At 50.6% G+C, this 15,190-nt stretch carries 11 protein-coding genes and 1 tRNA gene; 7 read left to right on the top strand and 5 right to left on the bottom strand.

All coding sequences use genetic code 11. The features are described 5' to 3' along the window. The first annotated feature begins 38 nt into the window (after window positions 1-38). The 4 genes from H7A51_17995 (at window position 39) to H7A51_17980 (ending at window position 7,666) form a co-directional block, all read left to right on the top strand. Window positions 39-5,480, top strand: coding sequence for a leucine-rich repeat protein (locus H7A51_17995; GenBank protein MCP5538109.1), 5,442 nt, complete (start codon window positions 39-41; stop codon window positions 5,478-5,480). Window positions 5,481-5,731: 251 nt separating this feature from the next. Then, the gene (locus H7A51_17990; protein ID MCP5538108.1) at window positions 5,732-6,733 is read left to right on the top strand and encodes a hypothetical protein; all 1,002 of its coding nucleotides are present in this window, start codon (window positions 5,732-5,734) and stop codon (window positions 6,731-6,733) included. A gap of 23 nt (window positions 6,734-6,756) precedes the next feature. After that, entirely contained in the window at window positions 6,757-7,407 is a 651-nt protein-coding gene (locus H7A51_17985) for a PEP-CTERM sorting domain-containing protein (protein ID MCP5538107.1), read from the top strand. Window positions 7,408-7,577: 170 nt separating this feature from the next. Continuing rightward, window positions 7,578-7,666: transfer RNA gene (locus tag H7A51_17980), tRNA-Ser, on the top strand. A 196-nt stretch (window positions 7,667-7,862) separates the two neighbouring features. On the opposite strand, the gene H7A51_17975 is transcribed toward H7A51_17980, so the two are convergent. After that, window positions 7,863-8,555, bottom strand: a complete 693-nt coding sequence (locus H7A51_17975; protein ID MCP5538106.1) for a murein L,D-transpeptidase — start codon at window positions 8,553-8,555, stop codon at window positions 7,863-7,865. Window positions 8,556-8,776: 221 nt separating this feature from the next. On the opposite strand from H7A51_17975, the gene H7A51_17970 reads away from it, so the two are divergent. The 3 genes from H7A51_17970 to H7A51_17960 all read left to right on the top strand — a co-directional run bounded on the left by H7A51_17970 (window position 8,777) and on the right by H7A51_17960 (window position 10,785). Continuing rightward, entirely contained in the window at window positions 8,777-9,340 is a 564-nt protein-coding gene (locus H7A51_17970) for a L,D-transpeptidase (GenBank protein MCP5538105.1), read from the top strand. Window positions 9,341-9,399: 59 nt separating this feature from the next. Then, a complete protein-coding gene (mtnP, locus tag H7A51_17965) occupies window positions 9,400-10,269 on the top strand; it encodes an S-methyl-5'-thioadenosine phosphorylase (GenBank protein ID MCP5538104.1) in 870 nt (289 codons plus the stop codon). Window positions 10,270-10,332: 63 nt separating this feature from the next. Next, complete coding sequence (locus H7A51_17960) at window positions 10,333-10,785, top strand: hypothetical protein (GenBank protein MCP5538103.1); 453 nt, start codon at window positions 10,333-10,335, stop codon at window positions 10,783-10,785. Window positions 10,786-10,899: 114 nt separating this feature from the next. On the opposite strand, the gene H7A51_17955 is transcribed toward H7A51_17960, so the two are convergent. The 4 genes from H7A51_17955 to H7A51_17940 form a co-directional block, all read right to left on the bottom strand. Beyond that, window positions 10,900-11,544, bottom strand: coding sequence for an NAD(P)H-dependent oxidoreductase (locus tag H7A51_17955; protein MCP5538102.1), 645 nt, complete (start codon window positions 11,542-11,544; stop codon window positions 10,900-10,902). 40 nt (window positions 11,545-11,584) lie between these two features. Beyond that, complete coding sequence (locus H7A51_17950) at window positions 11,585-14,053, bottom strand: LPS-assembly protein LptD (GenBank protein MCP5538101.1); 2,469 nt, start codon at window positions 14,051-14,053, stop codon at window positions 11,585-11,587. A 104-nt stretch (window positions 14,054-14,157) separates the two neighbouring features. Next, the gene (locus H7A51_17945) at window positions 14,158-14,568 is read right to left on the bottom strand and encodes a hypothetical protein (protein ID MCP5538100.1); all 411 of its coding nucleotides are present in this window, start codon (window positions 14,566-14,568) and stop codon (window positions 14,158-14,160) included. Continuing rightward, on the bottom strand, window positions 14,547-15,026 hold the full coding sequence (locus H7A51_17940) for a phage holin family protein (protein MCP5538099.1): 480 nt from the start codon (window positions 15,024-15,026) through the stop codon (window positions 14,547-14,549). The genes H7A51_17945 and H7A51_17940 overlap by 22 nt, the downstream gene beginning before the upstream one ends. Window positions 15,027-15,190 lie beyond the last annotated feature (164 nt).

The following is a 15,190-nucleotide window of genomic DNA, read 5'->3' as shown; positions in this document are numbered from 1 at the left end:
ACTTATGATAATGACCTAGTAGAACTACTATTATAGCTATGCCCCCCACACCCTTTCCCAGCAGTATCCTTTCGTCTCGATTTCGACCTCCGTGTCAACGGCTCCAGGTATCGCGCCTAAAAGGGAAACTGTGCCAGCAGGCGCTCAGGAAACTGTGCCGCTCAGAAGCCTTTGGCTGGAAGCCGTCGATATACTTCAGCCTTTTTCTGCTCGTTCTCTTTTCAGGTAACGCATTGTCGTCGGAGAAAGCGGTGTGGCAAAATAGTGTTGGGATAGAACTATGGAAAGGGGAGACGAGTGAACAATTGAAGCTATGGGTTTTTAAGGAGAGCGTTACCGGGGCTTTCAGTGGATCCCATATCGACACTCAGACTTCGTGGGGATCTACCTATTTTTACAAGGGAAGGGGTGGGCCTCGCCACTTTTGGTCTGGGAACTACAACTTTGTCGTCCCTCAGGGGCCTCGGTATGCGGCAAAATTCGAAATCTCAATACCACAATCCACCCAAAAAGGCGAAAAAGATTTGGTTCACGTTAAGGCGACGAACACTGGTAGTTGGCAAGCCGGATACCGAATCGAGTTTTTTGAGAGGGAACTCTCCGATTATATTCCATTTACTGTCGATAAGCCGATCGCGTCTTTTTCGACCGGTCTGCTGGAACCGTATAATCTTAATTCGGATTCGGATGAATATGTAAACAGTGAAGACAATCTGATCGATCTCTCCGCTCATGACGCAACAGGAAACCACCGGGATATTTTTTTCCGAATTACAGCAATTAATTTGCCCGCAGTTAATACATTTCCCCTCCTCCTCAATTTTCCTGAGTCCGAAGTGGCGCACCTTGCAGTTGTTACCCCAACCTCCAACATGGGGCTAATTGCAAGCAATAACTTGCAGTCCGGGGTCAGCGTTGATTGGAATCCAGACAATCCAAGCCAAACATTAGGGTTTTCTCAAGTCGCCTCGGGCTCACGGATGCAACCTCAAACATCGATCAACTACTTCGAAAATACGGTTGCAGCCTCGGGTGGGGCTTATTCTTTTTCTGTAAGCTCCAATACATCGTGGACTGCCAGCGAGACCAAGGATTGGCTTGGCGTGTCGCCCACCAGCGGATCGGGCAATGGTTCGGTTGCAATTACCGTTCAGCCGAATCCTTCTGTTCACACGCGGAGAGGGATCGTTTCAATTAGCGGCAATACGCATGAGGTTATTCAGAGAGGAATAACTCGAAAGGTTACTCCCCAGGCATCTGATGGAGACTATGACGGTCAGATCAAGGTTGCCTGGCCATCAGGAGGCGAAAATGTGGAGTATGAAGTCCATCGACACACAGAGAATAACCTCAATAGTAATGGTAGGAGAGTGCTTACCACAACCAAGTCCCTTGAATTTGTAGATGAGACCGCTCTTGGGGACACCACATACTATTACTGGGTTTTTGTGGTTGGCCTCGGACCCGGCGATTCCAATTCTGGGTATTGGCAGACTCCAGTAATCAACTCTTTGACGGTCTCAGGCCCTGGCTACATGAATGAAGGAGGAACGGCTACTTATACTTGCATTGCCACCTACAATAATGGGTTGGAGACTGATGTTTCATCGGTTGCAACGTGGAGTGAGGACAGCATCTACGCCGGAATGTCGGGCAATACACTGACCGCGAGTCAGGTGGCGTCGGATCAGGCCGTGACTGTTACCGCAAACTATGAAGGAAAAAGTGACGATCACGTTGTGACAATTAGCGATGTCCCTCCAGGGGCAATCGTGGATCTGAAAGACGATGGAACCAATCACCACATACTAAGTTCCACGAGTGTCTATGCTGGAGGCACAGTGAGGGTGCAAGGGATCGTAGTTAACGAGGGTAACATTGCGAGTGGAGACTTCAAAGTGAACGTATACTTGTCCTCGGATTCAGCAATCAACTCAACGGATGTGCTGCTGGGCACAGTAAGCATGTCAAGTATCTCTGGCGGGGGTAATGACAAGATAAACCTGATCAACGCGAAGGTTCCCTCGTCATTGAATGCTGGGGACTACTATGTAGGCTGGATAATCGACTCTGGTGAGTCAGTGAGCGAAACCCGCGAGGATAACAACATGGTGTTGTTCAAGGCAGGTGCCGCCAAGTTAACGGTGACCCATTCGTTCCCCAATCTGGACTATACTAAATACTGGACGAATGGCCATTTTATCGTTTCGAAGTCTGAGGGAACTAGTGAGAACACGCAGAATTTTACGACACAGGACACGGTTTACCTTGATTGGGCGATTTATAATAATAGTTCAGTTAATATACCGACTACCTTTTACACAGATTTATATGTCGATGATGTGTTAGTTCATACATGGGAGACTACCGGACTGAGTTCAAGATTCTGGACCTTTAGATATGACTATTCTCTGGGGAGCTTTTCGGCGGGTGAGCATATTCTGAAAATAAAGACGGATTCCACTAGTGTTATACCTGAAACTAATGAGAATGATAATGAGTTCACTAAGGCTATAACTGTGACAGAGCCTAAGATTTTGTCTAGTATTGCGATACATGGCTCAACTTCTGTAAATGAAGGAAGTACTTCACTTTACACATGCATCGCAACTTACAGTGATGACAGCACGGTTGACGTGACTTCAAGTGCCACGTGGAGTGTGAATAGTGTATATGCAACCATGACGGGATCGAGTCTTAACACGTCTTTGATTTCATCTGATAAATTTCTGGATCTCAACGTAAGTTACGGCGGGGAGTCTGACAATTTTTCTGTGACGATAAAGAATCGGCCTATTGATAAAATTTCTATCTCTGGTTCAGATTCGATCAATGAAAATGACACCGCTGCATACATCTGCACCGTATTCTATAGTGATGGTCAGTCAGAAGATATTACGGAAAGTGCAAGCTGGAGTGAGAATAGTGGGTATGCATCTATTACAGGATCGACAGTCACGGCTGGTGCAGTCGATAGTACACAGACGGTCACAATTACGGCTTCCTATGACGGCGAATCAGACACTCACACCGTTGAAATCAAAAATGTTCCTGAATTACTCTACATATATCTGAATGGACCGATAACGGTCGACGAAGGAAGTATAGCAGAACCTGAATATAGTTGCACGGCAGTATTCAGTGGTGGTAGTTCCGTGGATGTGACAGAAGATGTAGAGTGGACTGTGACAGGAGGTTCAGCGGTTATGATTGGGGCAAGTCTCGAGGCAAGTCTAGTCTCAGCTGATCAGACAGTCACGGTGAGCGCTTCCTACTTGGGTAAGACAGCGAGCAGAGATGTGGTTATCAAGGATGTTCCGAGTTCTCTAGAGCTAGTAGGACCATTCAGTGTGAATGAAGGTTTTTCAGGAGATTATACATGTCGATTGAAATACGGATTCGGTGATTATTCTGATGTTACGGCTCTTGCTAGGTGGACTTTGGAGGGGGAACACGCTCAGTTGTCGGCTGAGAAGAGGTTGAATACAAATCAAGTTGAAGCCGACGAATTTGTTACTATCACAGTGGAGTATGACGGGAAGGTTGCGTCAAGGGAGGTAAGAATTGTCAACCTGCCAATTCAAGATGGAGTTTTTACTGTTGAAGTTGAAGATGGAGTGGGGACGATTGTGAACTGCTCTTCTGATGTGGAAGGGAGTCTAGTAATTCCTAGTGTCATCAATGGTATTCCTATCGAGGCAATCGGAGCGAATGCTTTCATTTCATGTGGGGGGCTCACGTCGGTAGATATTCCGAGGAACATTACGTCGGTTCCAGGTTCTGCGTTTGGTTATTGTATTAAATTGAGCGAGATCAATGTGGATCTTGAGAATCCTAGCTATGTGTCCGCCGACGGGGTACTTTACACAAAAAATATGCAGGAGCTCGTTCGTTACCCTGCTGGTCGCACAGCGGAGGTCTACGCAATCCCATCGGGTGTAAAAACTATAGGTGAAGAAGCGTGCACGGACTGTAAATACCTTAAAGTTGCAGACATCCCTGAAAGTGTAAATAATATAAGAAGAGCCTCATTTGTTTCATGTGAAGTTCTAACAACGGTGTATATTGACGGGGGTGGGGTTTCAGTTGGAGTAGCTGCATTTCGTGATTCCCCTCATTTAACAAAATTTTATTTTGGGAGTGCTTCTCCAGCGATAGTAGATTGGGGTAACTTTGCTAATATTGATTCGTTTGCTGCTGTGTATTGTTGGCGTCAACATGAGCAGACTTTCGATATTGAAAATGGTAAATGGAATGGGTTGTTTATCAACTACCGTCATTTTGAGCAGCACGATCTCGAATGGGTTTCTACAGACGATGGAATCGAAATTACAGGTTGCTCCAGTGAGGTGAACGGGAATGTAGAAATACCTCTCCAGATAGATGGTGAAAAAGTGGTGGCTATCAAGGACTTGGCTTTCTATAAGTGTGACTATATCTCGGAAATTCATATACCTAAATATGTTTCTGCAATTGATCCGGTGGCATTTTCGTATTGCGAACGCCTCTCTGCATTTGGAACTCACGCCGATAACCTTGATTATCAGGCGCAGGATGGAGTTTTGTTTTCAAAAGGTCTGTCAACACTGGTTCGATACCCTGAAGGTAAGAATGCTGCGGTTTATATTGTCCCTAGTCAAGTCACCACGATCAGAAAATATGCGTTTTTAAAATGCATGCAGCTTACAAATGTGATGTTGCCTGGGTCAGTCACGTCTATTGAGACGGGAGCCTTCATGGATTGTTCGTCGCTTAAAGAGATAACCCTTCCTGCATCTCTTGCTACCATCAATAATCGAGCTTTTATGCGCTGTAAGGCCTTAGAAAAAATAACTATACCAAACGGCGTGAGTTCGATTGGTTACTCTGCTTTTAGGGGTTGTGAGATCCTTACTGAAATTATATTTGATGGTGCTGCTCCATTATCAGTGGAATACGATGCGTTTGAAGGCGTCCGATTAGGATCTAAAGCAATGGTTTCTCCGGATTATCTATCCTCCTACGGGGAGGCAGGGGACAATTGGAATGGCTTAGTTCTAACATTACATGGATTTGACGCCAATATTGGTTTTGATAAAGCAATGGCCGATGCAAATCTCACCGGAGACGATGCCGAGCCAGACGCGACGCCCTTTAATGACGGTGTTCCCAATCTGCTGAAATTTGCTTTCAACATGAACCTCGCAGGGCCTGATGCTGCAACCATGGAAATTGGCGGGACATCAGGACTCCCTACTTCATACTCTACCAACAATTCAGGAGGTCAACCCGTCTGGCGGGTCGAGTATGTGCGGCGGAAGGATAGCGGACTGACCTACACCCCGCAACAATCAACATCGATGAATGGTTTCAGCCCAATGACAGGAACTCCCGTGGTCACAAGCATTAACGACGACTATGAGCGCGTCACCATAGATGAACCCTACGACCCTGCTACCACCCCGAAGCTCTTTGTCAGGGTGGCGGTAACCAAGGATTAAGGAAGGAATGCCAGGCATTTTAAGTCATGAAAAATTTCCAACATTTCCACGTTTTACCAGTTGACATCAGGATGGGCAAAATACATAATTCCACCAATCGGCAGCGTGGAGAGTCGCTCTCGGGACTGGTTGGGCAGATTTTTTGTTGAAAAAGATGCAAAACTGGTCAGGAGATGCGTCTGAGTCATAGTGAAGCTATAACCAATATAGCGATCATAAACAAAACCAAGAAACACCAACCAACCAATACCATGAAATACACCACGATCACAACTTTGGCAGCTTTGCTGCTAGGCTCAGCTGGAGCCATTGCCCAGACGACTGCTTACACCAAGCCTTCGGGGTTTGTTACTCATACTCTGAAAGCGGGGAAGTTTAATCTAATTGGACTGACATTGCACTCACCTATTGCTATTTCCGGTGCGTTTGAAACAGTCTCAGGTACTACTCTTACCGATACGAATGTCGATTTTACTAGTGTGTTGACCACCGGTAATACATATATCCTGGAGATCACTGAGAATACGGCTGATCCTTCGTTGGTAGGAACCATTCAAGAGATTACGTCCTGGACGGCAACGACTTTGACAACGCCTGATGACCTCGGGTCAGATGGATTGGCTGGTGAGACCACTAGTGGAGCTAATAATGGTGCGAAGTATCAACTTAGAAAAGCCCCCACTTTGGAGGAGGTTTTCGGAACAACCAATTCAGTGTTGCAGAAAGGTGTTATTTCTACACTGGCCGACATCTTGTGGATTCCTAATTTGTCGGGAGGATATGATCGGTATTTCCTGTCTAACACAAACCAGTGGAAAAATGCTGCGACGAATGCTGTAGCACCTAATGTGCCTCTGGTATACACCGATGCCCTCTTTATTCAGCGCAAAGGAGCCGAAGTGAATTTGGTTCTCACAGGGAGTGTTAAAGCCAATAATACGGTAGTGGCTTTGTCCACAGGCTTTAACCCTGTTAGTATTGTTGCCCCAGTTGGCGCAACTCTTCAAAATTCGGGTCTCAATGCGTCTCTACAAGCTGGTGTTATCTCAACCCTAGCTGATATCGTGTGGGTTCCAAATGGTTCAGGTGAATATGATCGCTATTTTTATCATACAAGCAATGTATGGCGAAATGCAACGACCAATGCGGACGTTGTAGGAGACGTAGTTTTACCCCATGGAATTTTTATTCAGAGAAAAGGTGCTAGTAAAAATGCCACCCTTACTACCCCTTCGGGCTACTCGAATTTGTAAATGTAACGACATATCTAAATATTATGAATAAAATTAAAACCGCGATTTTGGTCTCTGCTTCTTGTGCAACGTTAAGTGCTAATGCAGGTGTTGTCACAGGAACCAACATCATTGACGGTGTTGGTGGTGATATTGTTATCACTGACAACGCAGGCAATGCAATCGCAGTAGGTACCGGTTTTGTTGCGCTAGGATACTTTAATGTTGCTGATTCTGTTGTGACTGCTGGTGCTACTGCTGCCGGAATGACAAGTACGCTGGCGGGCTTTCAATCTATTGTGTCTGGTAGTTTTGAGGACGAAGGTATGTATCTGAAATCGTTCGATTATGGCAAAGGTACTTTAGATGCCCAGAATAACAAAACTCTATATTCTCTGATGGGAAATGGGGCCGATATTGCATCATCAAACCAATTTATTCTCTATAGACACGATGATGTAATTGATGCTGATGGATCAGCACCAGGTGTGGATGACAACCAAATGATCGTCAATGATGGTAGCCTATTGTTCGGAACCGTTGGTGGCGCAAAAACAGTTGATGCCACCAATTTGCTTAGTAATGATAATTATACAGGATCATCGTCTTTTGCAATGTCTGTCGTCCCCGAGCCCACCACCACCGCCCTTCTCGGCCTTGGTGGACTGGCGCTCATCCTGCGTCGGCGCAAGTAATTGGAAAAATAACATTCACAACAACGAGGCTCCGGGTGACTGGGGTCTCGTTTTTTGTTGATGGATTTGGGTCGATTGGGCCGGAAAGCAAAAAACTTGCTTGCCAGACAGGAACCATGGAATAGTTTTCTGCCGCACGCGGTCGATGACTTTTGTGTGCACCCCGCGAAGGAGGGATGGCTGAGTTGGTTTAAGGCGCTCGATTCGAAATCGAGTGTGGGCTAATACCCCACCATGGGTTCGAATCCCATTCCCTCTGCTCCCTTCAATGTGGAGTGCGGACGGCTTGCCTCCGCTTTGTGGTGGCTGGAGCTTGCTCCATGTGGCGGGGATTCAGCGTACTGGGCTATATCTTGTGCACGGAATTAAGAGGAAGTGCAGCTTGAGCTGAAAGTAAAGTTGGCAAGCCAACTTAGGAGAAAGCGGAGGCAAGCCGTCCGCACTCCAGATCGAACCTACTGGAACACATACCTCTTGTTCTTAACGGAAACATCCGGCGGGGTTTCCTTTTCCTCAAACCAATCATACCCTTCCTTCAGATTCATCCAGAAATCGTACCAGCGGTGCTGGGTTTCCCCGGCGAGCCGCTCATCCGTCATGCGGAAGGGGAAGATGTGGATACGGAAAAACGGCTGGCCGTTCGCTAAAGCCGAGTGACAGAGGGTATAGATTTCCTCCATCGAGGGATCGGTCATGGCAAGGCATCCGGCTGATAGGCGGTTGCCGTGGATCATGATGAAGTCGCCGGTGCGCTTGTGCGCCAGATCGTAGCGGTTCGGGTAGCCGACGTTGATGGCGAGGTGATAGTTGCTGTCCGGTCTCAGCTGCGATTTTTTTGCGTGGTAAAATCCCTCGGGTGCTTGGAAATCACCTTCGGCCAGCTTGGGGCCGAGTAGGCCGGACATGGCGGCGATGCGCCAGGTTTTAAAATGCCGGTATCGCCCGGATGCCTGGTGAAGGCACCAGATCTCAAGCTCCCGTGATTCCTTGAAGACCCGGATGTACACGGGGGAGCCAAGCGACAGCCCTATCTCGTTGAGTTCACGGCTCATACGTGGTGTCATCCGGGTGACGGCGTCTTTTTCCCGTAGCTCTCCACGTGCGTAATCGGCTTCGCTCAAAGTGCTTATGTGATCGGAGGGGGTCATGGGAGCTTGGCGGTGAAACCCGAACCAGTAGATGCTTCCAGCCGCGCTTGTGAGGCAGAGGATGGCGATGATGGCGGTTTTCATAGTGGGGTGCGTGGTAGCGGATTGCGGGCTGTTTTTTTGAATTTGGAGTTTGGCGTTTGAATCTTAAAACTTAAAGTCAGCCCATGTCGCTCAGGATATATACGAGGATCATAGTGTTGATGTTTCTAGCAAGTATAATGACATCTTGCCAGCTGTTTCCTAAGTCGGATCCAAGTTGGCAGGTCAATAAACAGCGGTACCGACAGGCTGATGCCTCGGAAACGCGGGTGGTGGTATCGATCCACGACCAAAAAGCCTGGCTGCTGGACAAGCAGGGCAGGGTGGTACTGAAGACCGACGTATCCACCGGCGTGCCGGGCCACGAGACGCCGCCGGGTGAGCATAAGGTGCTGGAGATGCTCAAGGACAAGCGTTCTAACAAATATGGAAAATATGTGAAGGAGGGTTCAGGAAAAGTTGTTGTGCCCAAGACCTGGTTGCACGAGGGGCCTCCACCTGAGGGCACGGTTTATGAGGGGATTGAAATGCCCTACTGGATGAGGCTGACCTGGCATGGGGTGGGGATGCACGTGGGGAAGTTTCCCAAACGGACGCGGTGCAGTTTTGGCTGTATCCGCGTCTATCACAAGGCACAGCCGTTGATTTACAAAAAAGTGACCGTGGGAACATCCGTCACGGTGCATGATGAAAGCCTTACCTTGGAAATGGCCGGGAAGGAGAAGTTTGGGCTTTTTAGATAGTAGTGCGTCAGGACTCATAGGCTTGGTAATTCTGTAAATTCTGTTAATTCTGTCAAAAAATGAGCAAACAAGCAGACGCAATAGGAATCATAGGTGGGAGCGGCCTCTATGAGATGGAGGGCTTTGAGCAGACGGAGGAAAGAATCATCAGGACGCCCTTTGGTGAGCCGTCCGACGCCCTGGTCGGTGGTGTGATCGCAGGCCGGCAAGTCTGGTTTCTACCCAGGCATGGTCGTGGCCACCGCTTGCTACCCCATGAAATCAACCACCGAGCCAATATCTGGGCGATGCGCAGTCTGGGCGTAAGATGGCTCATCTGTGTGACGGCGGTCGGGAGTTTGAAGGAAGAGTATGCGCCGAGGCATATCGTCCTTCCGGACCAGTATTTCGACCGCACAAGTCGGCGTGAACACCACACGTTTTTTGGTCATGGAATTGTTGCACATGTGGGTTTTGGCGATCCAGTTAGTCCGGGCCTCCGGGAAATCCTGCGGGAGTCATCCCTTGCACAAGGGTGCACGGTGCATGACCGGGGCACGTATGTGAACATGGACGGTCCCGCATTCTCCACACGGGCAGAAAGCGAGGCCAACAGGCAGCTTGGCTTTGATATCGTGGGGATGACCAACCTGCCTGAGGCAAAATTGGCACGTGAGGCGGAAATCGCCCTGGCGACCCTGTGTATGGTGACGGATTACGATTGCTGGCACGAGGAGGAAGAGGATGTGAGTGTGCAGACAGTGATTGGGAATTTGATGGCCAATGCCGCCAATGCGCAAAAAATTGTCGCCCGGGCGGTGGCAGCGATTCCCCAGTCAGCAGACTGGCCGGAACACGATGCCCTGGCACCGGCTTTGATGACCCCCAAGGAGTTATGGCCTGAAAAAACAGTCGCCAATTTACTACCGATCCTCGGGAAATACAGCTAAAACAGGAGGGGGCGACCGGCTGTATATACTTGGCAGTGGGTTATGCTTGTGTAGTATTCCACCATGAAACGCAACACGACATTTTCCTTGGTGGCTTTCATTCTCGTGGTCCTGGGTGGCGTGGGTATGTTTGTGGCCTATAAAGGGTATAAAAAATACAAGGCCAAACAAAACCAGGAGTTCCGCTTCGAGGGAACCATGGGGAAGGCTCGCGAGGGCTTCGACAAAGAAATTTTCAAGCAGGCTGTTCTTTCCGAGGATACACTCGACAAAGTGGTTGAGAGCCATCAGCTGGTTGATGTATGGGGGGTGGCGGATGCAGCCGCTGCCAAGGAGCGGATCAAACAAAAGTTCACCGTCAAGCTGGAGGCTATGGTTGTGAAGGTCACCTACCAGGATAAAAACAAGGATCTTGCCCAGAAGATCCTGCAGTCAATCGTGAGCAGTTATTATGAAAAAGTGAAGGGGATCAGCGCGCCTCCTTCTGAGCCAGGTGCACCACCTGCTTCACCATAGGTGTCGGTTGTCGGTTGTCGGTTGTCGGTTGTCGGTTGTCGGTTTCTACGGAGGAATGCCAACCCACTCTGGAGCGAAAACTGAAAACTGGAAACTGAAAACTGGAAACTGAAATCAGATAGTCTCCAGCACCCTGGAGCTGTGATAACGCACCTTGGGGAGCTCGGCATACTTGTCACCGGCCGAGCGAAAGCCCATGGCGCAGGCCACAGTGGTGGAGAACCCAGAGCCCTCGAGGCCCAGGATGCGGTCGTACTCAGTGGGCACGATCCCCTCCATAGGACAGGCGTCGACCCCTAACACGGCGGCAGTCGACAACAACTGGCCGAGTGCGATGTAGACCTGGTTTTTGGCCCAGGACAAGGTCTTGTCAGGGTCCATGCTGCCAAAAAATCCGGTCATCATGCCGGCGTAGCCATCAAGGCTTTCCCTGGTCACCCCCCGTGTTTCGACCAGCTGCGCCAACCATGCCTCGATATCCTCCTGATCCATGCTGTCTCTGGCGCACAGGACCACCATGTGTGAGCAGTCGGTGGTCTGACGCTGGTGCCAGGAGTGTTCGAGAAGATCGGTCTTGGTTTCCTGGTTGGTGACGGTGATGAATTTCCACGGTTGAAGTCCGAAAGACGACGGGGTGAGGACCATGCTTTGTTCGATGGCGGCCCAGGTGTCGGCAGGGATCTTTTTTTCGGGGTCAAACTCCTTGGTGGCATACCGCCAGCGCAGGCAATCAATCAGATTCTCGGGTGAAATAGTCATGGAAGCGGCATGCTAAATCAAAAACGCTCAATGTTAAACCTTATTCGTTGTCAATGGAGAGCGGCAGGCGGACTCCGGGAAACTCCTTCAAGGTGAAGTTCAGCATCAGGCCATATTCATTGCTGTCATCGCGGTTATCACGCACAATGAATCCAAGCGAAGCCGTCCAGCTATCGAAATCACGGTAGACGTTAAATTGCTGGACTTCCGGTGTGCTGTCGTCCAGTTCCCAACGTTGATAGAAACCTACACCCCACGATTCACTGATGCGTGCGTAGGCGCGCAGGTCAATACGGTTGGAGTCCTGCAGGATCGGGTGGTTGTCGAGTTGGCGGTAACCCACGATGAACTCAAGGGAGTCGTTAGGCATGAAGGTGACGTTTCCAGCGAACTCACGGAACCCGGAGCCACTTGCCACAACGGGGAACTGCGTTTCCAGGTCGACCTTCATCCATGGGAGGGGCTGCCAGATGATGTCGTTGTAGAGGTTGGAATAATCCCGGTCGAACTCGGGGTCATTCATGAAGATGTCCATGTAGGTGTCCATGACGAGCCATTCGTGGGAATCCCCGTCACGTTTGGTCAGTAAGCGGTTCCGTGCGCCGAGTCGGATGATGGACCAGTCCATCAGGCTGTCAGTGGCTGTAAAACGGCCTACCTCAAGCGGCCGGGGGCGGGTCGAGGGTGTCAGTAGCTCGATACCCCTGAACGAGCGGTCGAGCTCGTTGGTCGAAAGCTGGGAGAAGTTGGCGTAGGGTTGGAAAATATGCAGCATCCCGTCGATACCCCATTTTTCATTGACGAGGTTAGGGTATGCCCGGGTGAATTTTACCGAGGTGTCGACTCCGGCGGATAGATGGGTGCGATCAAACGAGTTGGCGCCATTGTCGAGTGACCAGTAATTGGTGTATCCGATGCCAGCTCTCGGGGTGACGGCGATTTTCCCGCCAGGGTTAAGAGGTGCGCTGAATTCGTGCCATGTATGGAACCGGGTGTAACCCCGGTCATCGAGTATCCTGTTGATCGCGTCAAGCTCGGCCCCTGGGGGCAGTGTCATGGCCTTGGCCCTGAGGGCGTCCTCACGGAAGTCGGCCAAGTGCTCGTCATAGATGCCAAAGGTGGTCTGGCCTTCATGGAGTATGGGGGAATCGAGGATCGGGCTCTTGATCTGGTCAAAAAAGAGTTCCGGCATGCGGGTATCCGTTTGGAAGAAATCGTTGAGCCGGAACCGGGTGTAGAGACCGGCAAGGTATTTGGGGTTACGGTGAAAAATACCGACTTCATTCCCAGGGTTGGGGTTGATCTTGTAGGTGCCGGGCTCAAAATCCTCGAGGAAAAACCGGTCACTGAGAGAGGTGAGATTGAAGTCGAGGTAGGTACTGGTCTGATCACGCTCGGCGAGGTCGATACGGTGTTTGAGTTCAAGTTTCCATCGGTTGCTGTCGACAAATCCCCTTGGCTCGGATGTCCGTTCAAGGGATGGGTCCAGGTCGTTGAGATAATACAATTTGAAACCGGTTAGGTTGTTGTTGTCGTTGAGGCGGGTGTCGAGCAGGTCCACCCCCATACCGACGCCGCGTCGGCTCATCAGGTCGAGGTGCCACTGGGACAGTAGCCATGCGCCCTCACGCTCGCCCGTCAGTTCGTCCGCCTCGCCGCCGAGCATGATACCGTAGCTGTTCAGCAGGTAGAGACCCCAGTTGGTCCGTGCACCGGGGATGAAGTGGTAGCCGAGGTCTGCATCCAGTGGTTGTGATAGATAGGGGAGCCAGAAAACCGGGGTGTCACCCGCGTAGAGGCGGAGGTTTTTAAAGATGATACGGTCGCCCGGGTAAATGGTGGTCTGGTCTGAGCGTAGCCAGTAATTGGGGTCGGCGACGTCGTGGGTGGTGATGCCGGCGTGTTCGCCAACAAATGCCTTTTTTCCGTTGTGGTCGATCATTCGGAAGCGATCCGATTCCAGCAGGATTGGTCCGAGGCCACTGGCGAGGCCCTTGGTTTCCAATTGCCCCGTACCGTAGTTGTAAACGGCATGATTACCACGGTGAAGCGTGGGACCCTGGTAGATACTGACATCACCATCGAGGGTGATCGTTTTTGATTTGGCGTTGAGCAGAACCTTATTGGCAAAAAGCTGGATGCCGGGGATGATCGTCCCGTTTTCGGCTTGGGTGGATTTTTGTTTGACGGAGACGCGGCCTGTGAGGCTGGCGGTCTCGTTCTTGGAATTCACCAGCACGCGTCCGGCTTTGAGCACCACGCCATTGTCACCTTGGACAACAACGCTGCCCTGAAACAGAAAGGTGCCCATTTCGGAGTCAAACTCCAGCTTGCCGTCGTTGGTGACCCGGATGCTTTTTGGCATTTCCGGGGTGTCACTGAAGCCTGCTCCCAGAAGGCCGTTTTCGTCCGCTGCACCGTTATTATCCTGGGGGTCCTGCGCCTGGAGGGGCAGAATACACAGGATGGAACACAGGGACGGGAGGATGCTGATACCGAATTGCCTCATTGGGGTTTATTCTGGTCGAAACATGGCCGCAGAGTAAAGAGGAAAGCAGGGGCAATTTCATACCTGGCTCCATTGCCTGGTTACAGCGATGGTCGGCGGACCAATTAGCCCGGCCACGCATCCTGCCCGCCGATATCCCCGTGGGAGGAGCCCGGTGCCTGCAATTGGCTGATGCGCTCGGCGGCCAATTTTTTAGCGCGGGTGACAAGCCAGGCTTTGGCGGCAGGTTTGGCCAGCGAGAGCCCCCAGCCGAGCAGCATCTGGCGTGTGGTCCTGGCCGCCTGTTTTTTTGATTTTCCAGGTCGTTTTAAAAGCAGTGTCAGGACCAGGCCTGCCACAACGGAACCCGCGAAGATGGCCTTCGGTTTGCCGACAACAAACCGGCGCAGTTGTTTCTTCACCTGCAGTTGGCTTTTGAGCGCCACGCGACCATGGCTGAGTGCCTGCCTGGCGTCGGCGAGCTGGGCCGCTAGCTCTTGCTTGCGGTTTTTTGCTACTTGTTTTGCTTGAGCCATTGTTTGTCGTTTTCTAGTTCCTGGCGTGAAAGTTCAAACAGCGGAGAGGCTGGCTTTTTCTTCAGGCAGATGAGGATGACCACCGCAACGATGGCGTGGATGACCGCGAGTGCAAAGAGCACGGCGGCCCAGCCCGGAAGCCAGTCTGCCTTGTCTTTCAGCCAGTTGTCGGCGACCGGTGCCAACACTCCGGTAAGCCCTGCAAGCACCAGCGTCCAGAAAAAGAAGACTGAGATGCCGAGGATGATTCCCTGAACCGCCTTGCTTGCTGCAAACTGCGCTGCCTCCTTCGCCTCGATGGAGGCCAGCTCAATACGGGCGGCCACAAAGCTGGAGAGTGAGCTCTTCATCTGGCTTGATGTTTCTCCGAGACTTGGCTCATCGATCGATGTGTCGAGGTCCATATCCCGTTGAGAAGCCTCAAGGCTGGTTTTGGAAAATGCTGACTTGGAAGCCATGGCAATGAGTGGGGGTGTTAGCTAATGAGGGAATCTACGTTGCCGGTATCTCGTGCGGTCTGGTCAATCAGGTTGAGGGAAACCGACACAACGGCAAACAGACATCAGCCAACACACAACCCCGGCTGCCACAAGGGGGGATGCCCCCCTGTGTGGTAGCGGTT

This window comes from Akkermansiaceae bacterium, from assembly GCA_024233115.1.
Classification (GTDB): Bacteria; Verrucomicrobiota; Verrucomicrobiia; order Verrucomicrobiales; family Akkermansiaceae; genus Oceaniferula.
Note: the sequence above shows the minus strand (reverse complement) of the source record. Positions and strands in the feature narration are given on the sequence as shown.